This window comes from Rhodosalinus sp., assembly GCF_041685465.1.
Classification (GTDB): Bacteria; Pseudomonadota; Alphaproteobacteria; order Rhodobacterales; family Rhodobacteraceae; genus Rhodosalinus.
Map to the genome: position 1 here is coordinate 1 of NZ_JAWLFS010000177.1, position 6383 is coordinate 6383.

The window sequence follows — 6383 nt, forward strand, 5'->3', positions numbered from 1 at the left end:
GCGGTGTCAGCAGGCAGTCCGCGTGCAGCCGTTCGAAAAGCCCCGGCGCCCGATCGGCAAGCAGCGTGAGCGCGTCGGCATCGAGCACCGCGGGCCGCCCCGAGGCGAGCGTCGCCGCCACGAGCCCGGCGCCCCGGCCGTCCACGCCGAGACCGGGGCCGAGGCAGAGCGCGCTCAGCCGCGGATCGTCGAGCGCCACCTCGAGCGCAGCGGCCTCACCTATCTCGCGCAGCATCACCGCCGTGAGCTGCGCCGCGCATTCCGCCTGCGCCTCGGCCGGCGCACCCACCGTCACGAGGCCCGCGCCCACGCGGAGCGCCGCCCGCGCGGCAAGGCGCGCGGCACCGGTCCGTCCCGCGCCGCCCGACAGCACGAGGGCATGGCCGTGCGTGTACTTGTGCGCCGCCGTGCCGACCGGCTTGGCAAGGCCGCCGGGCGGTCCCGTCAGCCGCACGGCCGCGTCCGGCGCGGGCAGTCCGATTTCCACCGGCGCCACGGCGCCGACATGGTTCGGCAGGTCCCCGGTGAACTGACCGAGCTTCATCGGCCGCACCGCGGCCACCAGATCGAAGCGCGCCGGGTTGTCCTGCCCCAGATGCGCGCCGGAGTCGCTCGAGAACCAGCTCGGCATGTCCACCGCCACGAGCCGGCCGGCGGAGGCGTCGGCCGCGCGCCGCGCCGCGTCGAGCGCGTCGTGCACCACGTCCGGCACCGCGCGCGAAAGCCCCGTTCCGAAGATCGCGTCGATGAAGAGATCGGCGCGCGCCGCCGCGATGGCCTCCGGGTCCATCGGCTCGATCGGGCCGAGCGCGCTCCAGCGGTCATGCGCGGCCTGCGCGTCGGCGGACATCTTTTCGCGCGTGCCCCAGTGCAGGACGCGCAGGTGCCAGCCCCGGCCGTGAAGGAGGCGGGCGACCACGAAGCCGTCGCCGCCATTGTTGCCGGGCCCGCAGAGGACGACGGCGCGGTGCGGGCGCGCCGCGAGCGCCGGCCAACGGTCGAGGATCGCGCGCACGATGCCCGCGCCTGCGCGCGACATCAGCTCCCAGCCGGTCACGCGGCCCGAGTCGATCTCCCGCGCTTCCAGCGCGCGCATCTCCGCCGCCGTCACGAGCGGCTCGCCAGGGGTCTCTGCCATCCCGCACCTCGCGTCGCCTGTTTCAAAGGCGATATGGGGCCGGGCGGCCGGTCCGGGCAAGTCCGGGCCGTGTTTTCGCAAACGGCACAAATTTTATGCGATACGCCCAAATCCGCGCCACGGCCTGCGCGCGCAACGCCCGGCGCGCGCGCGGTCGCCGCAATTCGATTGAGCGCCCTTCGAGGGCGTGGTCAGTCCCGGACGGACCGGAGCGAGGAGGCCGCCATGAAAAAGATCGAAGCGATCATCAAGCCGTTCAAACTCGACGAGGTGAAGGAGGCGCTGCAGGAGGTGGGCGTGCAGGGTCTCAGCGTGATCGAGGTGAAGGGCTTCGGCCGCCAGAAGGGCCACACCGAGCTCTATCGCGGCGCCGAATACGTGGTGGACTTCCTCCCCAAGGTGAAGGTGGAGGTCGTGCTCGACGACGCGCAGGTGGACGCCGCCGTCGAGGCGATCGTCGCCGCCGCCAAGACCGAGAAGATCGGCGACGGCAAGATCTTCGTCAGCGCCGTCGAACAGGCCATCCGCATCCGCACCGGCGAATCCGGCTCGGACGCGCTCTGAGCCCCCGGAAGAGACCCCAGCAAGCGAAAGGGACGCAGGGAATGAGCAAGGAATCGATTCTCAAGACGATCAAGGACGAGGAGGTGGCCTACGTCGATCTCCGTTTCTCCGATCCGCGCGGCAAGGTGCACCACGTCACCGTCGTCGCCGACGAGGTGGACGAGGATTTCCTCGAGGAAGGCTTCATGTTCGATGGCTCCTCGATCAACGGCTGGAAGGGGATCGAGGCCTCCGACATGAACATGGAGATCGACCTCGACAGCGGCTACGTCGATCCCTTCTTCGCCGAAAAGACGCTGGCGCTGCACTGCTCGATCCGCGAGCCCGACACCGGCGAGCCCTACGAGCGCGACCCGCGCGGCACGGCCGAGAAGGCCGAGGCCTACCTGAAGTCCTCCGGCATCGGCGACACCGCCTTCTTCGGGCCGGAAGCGGAGTTCTTCCTCTTCGACGACGTGCGCTTCTCCTCGACGATCAACAAGGTCTCCTACGAGGTCGATGCCCAGGACGGCTCCTGGAACACCGACACCGAGTACGAGATGGGCAACATGGGCCACCGCCCCGGCGTGAAGGGCGGCTACTTCCCGCTGCCGCCGCTCGACGACGGCCAGGACATCCGTTCCGAGATGATGTCCACGATGAAGCGCATCGGCATGGCGGTCGACAAGCACCACCACGAGGTGGCCTCCTGCCAGCACGAGCTCGGCCTCATCTTCAACTCGCTCAAGAAGCAGGCGGACGAGCTTCAGAAGTACAAGTACGTCATCAAGAACGTCGCGCAGGCCTACGGCAAGACGGCGACCTTCATGCCGAAGCCGATCGCGGGTGACAATGGCACCGGCATGCACGTGAACATGTCGATCTGGAAGGACGGCAAGCCGCTCTTCGCGGGCGACAAGTATGCCGACCTCAGCCAGGAGGCGCTCTGGTTCATCGGCGGGCTGCTCAAGCACGCCAAGACGCTCAACGCCTTCACCAATCCCGGGACCAACTCCTACAAGCGCCTGATCCCGGGCTTCGAGGCGCCGGTGCTGCGCGCCTACTCGGCGCGCAACCGCTCGGGCTGCATCCGCATCCCGTGGGCCGAAAGCCCGAAGGCCAAGCGCGTCGAGGCCCGCTTCCCCGACCCGTCGGCCAACCCCTACCTTGCCTTCGCAGCGCTTCTGATGGCCGGTCTCGACGGCATCAAGAACAAGATCGATCCGGGCGAAGCGATGGACAAGAACCTCTACGATCTGCCGCCCGAGGAGCTGGAAGGTATCCCGACGGTCTGCGGCTCGCTGCGCGAGGCGATCGACGCCCTCGTGGCCGACCACGACTTCCTGCTCGCGGGCGATGTCTTCACCAAGGATCAGATCGAGGGTTACGTCGAGCTGAAGATGGAAGAGATCGAGTACTACGAGCACACGCCGCACCCGGTCGAGTTCCAGATGTACTACAGCTGCTGAGCCACGCTCACGGCCGGACGAAGGGGCGCCCCGGCGGGCGCCCCTTTTTCATTTCACAACTCAAGATTGCCTGATCACAGCGACAAGCGCCCATTTTTGGGCACATTTGCCCCAAGATATCGCCGCAGAGCCGCGCTAGGCACAACCTTAACGCGTTTCAGGAGGGTGACATGAACGCCGTGATCGAGATGCCCTGCCACTTTGCCGCGCTGCGCCTCGCGGAGCGGGCCGCGCCGGACCCGGTCGGCCTGACGGGCCGCATTGCCGGCTGGCTCGACGAGGCGGCGCAGACGGTGGAGGCCACGGGCGTGCTGCCCGACGGCGCACTCTGGCTGCGGACGCCGGACGCGACGATCCGGCTCGCCGCGGACGGACAGGCACGTCTCGTGCTGCACGTCGCCGAACGTGCCCGGACCGAGGCCACCCATGCGGGCGAGGCGCTGCTCCTGCATCTCGTCTATCGCCTTTCGGTTCGCCTCGCGCCGGAGCAGATCGAGTGGCAGACGGAGGAGAGCGTCGTGGACGCCAAGGACTTCGTCGCGCTCGCCCGGCGCGCGGCAGGCGGCGTCCGCCCCGCCCGTCCCGCGGCGCGTCGCGGCGCGCACCGCTGCGCACCGCGCCCGGTGGCCCGCGACGCGCGGGTCGACAGCGCGCTCGACCTGCGCCTGAGGCAGGCGCTGAACAGCGACACCGCGGAGGCCGACGAAACGCCGGACAGCATGCCGCGCCGCCTTGCCGCATGGGCGCTCTCGGGTGCCGCGGCGCTGATCTGGCTGCCTCTGGCACCGGTTCTTCTTGCGATCAATCTCCGCCACGGGCCGGATCTGCGTGTCTCGGCGCAGGCCTGCTCGGTGCTGGGGCTGTTCACCGCCCTCGACCATGTCGGCGCGTTCGGCGATGTCGCCGCAATGCTTCCGGTCTGATCATGCGCGGATGCAGCCCCTCCGGCCCTGGGCCGGGCGGCCGTCCCCGGACGGCAAGCCGGCGCCCCCTGTCCGGCGTTCCGTCCGGACCACACGGCACACTCCTGGACACATGCACGGCTGTCCCGGCAGCCACCCGCCCGCCCGCAACCCGGGCGTGTTCTCCTGGCGAGGTGCGCGACGCCGGTCCGCAGACCCCGGCGTCACTCCGCCGGCGCGACTCGCGGCCTCGGTCGGTACCGGTGGCGCTCGGGGCGCGGCAATTGACGGCCTCCGCACCGGTGTCAGGACACGTTTGTCCGAACAGGCGCGACAATAGCCGGAAGACCGCGGAATTGCCCCACTGTTTCGCGGAACCGGACACAGTTTCTCCCCGATTGACAGCTACAACTTTCGGCAGAAGCGAGACGTATTGGAGGGGACGATGAGCGGCGACGGGGTGATCTATCACGCAGTCCTGATCTTCAACGGGGACCGGCATTTCGACAACGCGTCGATGCGCCACGACATCGGGGCCGCCTATCGGGTGACGGGCGAGGGGACGCAAGGCATCGGCGCCTCGGACGATCTGCAGGCGGTGCACGGAACCACGGTCTGCACCCGTTTCGACGTCTTCGCGCCCGCCGAGCGGGGCGGCACGGTGCCAGCCGACGAAGTCGCCCCCGGCCTCGAGGTCTTCGCGGAGGCTTATCCCGATCTCGCGGCTCCGGCGGCGCTCGTCTCCATCCAGATCTTCGCGCTGACCCCGGCGGCGGACGAACCCCGCCTGTCGGCCGTGCTCGCTCAGGTGGTCGATCTGCTTGTCGCGCGGACCGACGCGGATTTCGTGCGGCTGCCCGGCCACGCGGGGTTGATGACGGGGGCGCGCTTCCGCTCGGAATTCCGTCTCGCGCAGAGTCACCTGCCCGAGACCGGTGCGACGGAAAACGGTCCAGCGGACGCGCGTCGCGGATGCGCCTCGCGCAGGGAAGAGGCGCATGTCGCGGGGGCGAGGACGGGCATCGATGTCTTCCCGGACATCGACCTCGTCGCGCCCGAACTCGACCGGGCCTGGCAGCGGACACGCCCCGGCGGCGAGCTCTGCGACACCGCGCTGAAGGCAACGCGAGCGGGTGAGCCCATGCCCATCGAGGCGCGGCTCGCCACCTGGACCGTCAATGCCTCCGTGGCGATTCTCGCGCCGCCGGTCGGCGCCTCACTCGCCGTCTACAACCTCATGCGGGGGGAGGATTTCAGGCTGAGCGCCCATGCGCTCGCCCTGACGGGGACCTTCCTCGCGCTCGGCGCGTCAGGCATGATGCCCAGTCTTGCCGGCCTCCTCTGAGGCGCTGCGCGCCAGCACGCAGGTGTGGATCGTGAAGGCGACCGCCCGCGTCGCGGGCAGCCGCACGACGCATTGTCGCTCGGCACGCAGATAGCCCGCCCCGGCGGAGGCCACCGGGCGCGCATCGCTCTCGCGCCGCGGCTGGAAGAGGGCCGGATCGTCGTAGGGCAGGAGGTTGTGCCGCCAGAGCGGCCGACCCGGCTGCACCCCGTCGAACAGCCGCTGCACCCGCCGCGCGAGCGGCGCGTCATACTCCTCGACCGGCGCATGGATCCGCACGAGCGGGCGCAGGAACTTCTCCGAAAGCGTCCAGCTCGCCGGGAAGCACAGCACCGCGGAAGTGAGCACATGCTCGGTGCCGCGCTTTTCCATCAGGCAGAAATCCTCCTGCGCGAGCCGGCCGAGCGTGGCCATCGGATCGCCCCGGTCGAGGGGGACAGACACGCCGTCGGGGCGCAGGACATGGCCCTTGTCCCGCCGGTAGCCCGGGCGGCCGTCGAGATGCGTCAAGACCATGTCCAGCAGTTCCTCCGCCGCTGGCCGCGCCGCCGGGTCCAGCCGGATCACCGCGTCGCGCCGCGCGGCGATCAGCCGGTCGCGGAGCGCCATCTGCGCGGCGAAGGCCTCGTCCACCAGAAGCCATTCGGCCGGGTCGAGCGGCGCGGTGCCCGGCAGGCGCGCCGCGGTCGTGTCGAAGGGGAGCGCGCGCTGAAGGATCGGACCGTCGCGCGCCGGTTCATCGCCCTGCCCCGTCGCTCCCTGCGCCTGCCGTGCCATCGCGCCCCCGTCCGCATCGGGAAAACCGGCTCTCCCGCGGTGCCGCCGCCCGCATGCGGTGTCACGGGCGCGGGACGGGACAGCCCACCCGGCCATCAACACCGATCTCTGCGCCCTCTGCAAGATCCGCCCGCGCGGCGGCCCCGCGTCCCGTCACCTGCCCGCGAGACCGGCGTGAGCCGGCTTGCGCCCGGCGCGCGGCGCCGACA

6 protein-coding genes are annotated in these 6383 nt (G+C 70.3%); 4 read left to right on the forward strand and 2 right to left on the reverse strand.

All coding sequences use genetic code 11. The features are described from left to right. A partial coding sequence (locus tag ACESL7_RS11570) for an NAD(P)H-hydrate epimerase (protein WP_372893477.1) occupies positions 1-1138 on the reverse strand: 1138 nt, incomplete at its 3' end. Positions 1139-1363: 225 nt separating this feature from the next. On the opposite strand from ACESL7_RS11570, the gene ACESL7_RS11575 reads away from it, so the two are divergent. The 4 genes from ACESL7_RS11575 to ACESL7_RS11590 all read left to right on the forward strand — a co-directional run bounded on the left by ACESL7_RS11575 (position 1364) and on the right by ACESL7_RS11590 (position 5397). After that, entirely contained in the window at positions 1364-1702 is a 339-nt protein-coding gene (locus tag ACESL7_RS11575; protein WP_372893478.1) for a P-II family nitrogen regulator, read from the forward strand. Positions 1703-1743: 41 nt separating this feature from the next. Beyond that, the gene (gene glnA, locus ACESL7_RS11580; protein ID WP_372893479.1) at positions 1744-3150 is read left to right on the forward strand and encodes a type I glutamate--ammonia ligase; all 1407 of its coding nucleotides are present in this window, start codon (positions 1744-1746) and stop codon (positions 3148-3150) included. A 170-nt stretch (positions 3151-3320) separates the two neighbouring features. Continuing rightward, on the forward strand, positions 3321-4073 hold the full coding sequence (locus ACESL7_RS11585; RefSeq protein WP_372893480.1) for a hypothetical protein: 753 nt from the start codon (positions 3321-3323) through the stop codon (positions 4071-4073). A 424-nt stretch (positions 4074-4497) separates the two neighbouring features. Continuing rightward, positions 4498-5397: a hypothetical protein gene (locus ACESL7_RS11590; RefSeq protein ID WP_372893481.1), complete on the forward strand. Its 900-nt coding sequence runs from the start codon at positions 4498-4500 to the stop codon at positions 5395-5397. Here the strand turns inward: ACESL7_RS11590 and ACESL7_RS11595 are convergent. Beyond that, positions 5362-6174 carry a heme-dependent oxidative N-demethylase family protein gene (locus tag ACESL7_RS11595; RefSeq protein ID WP_372893482.1) on the reverse strand — a complete coding sequence of 271 codons (813 nt, stop codon included), beginning with the start codon at positions 6172-6174 and terminating at the stop codon, positions 5362-5364. The two genes, ACESL7_RS11590 and ACESL7_RS11595, sit on opposite strands and share 36 nt — an antisense overlap. Positions 6175-6383 lie beyond the last annotated feature (209 nt).

Bases quoted from the DNA above. Each gene is read 5' to 3' on its own strand.
- ACESL7_RS11585 (WP_372893480.1), top strand. From the start codon at position 3,321: ATGAACGCCGTGATCGAGATGCCCTGCCACTTTGCCGCGCTGCGCCTC.
- glnA (WP_372893479.1), top strand. From the start codon at position 1,744: ATGAGCAAGGAATCGATTCTCAAGACGATCAAGGACGAGGAGGTGGCC.
- ACESL7_RS11575 (WP_372893478.1), top strand. From the start codon at position 1,364: ATGAAAAAGATCGAAGCGATCATCAAGCCGTTCAAACTCGACGAGGTG.
- ACESL7_RS11590 (WP_372893481.1), top strand. From the start codon at position 4,498: ATGAGCGGCGACGGGGTGATCTATCACGCAGTCCTGATCTTCAACGGG.
- ACESL7_RS11595 (WP_372893482.1), bottom strand. From the start codon at position 6,174: ATGGCACGGCAGGCGCAGGGAGCGACGGGGCAGGGCGATGAACCGGCG.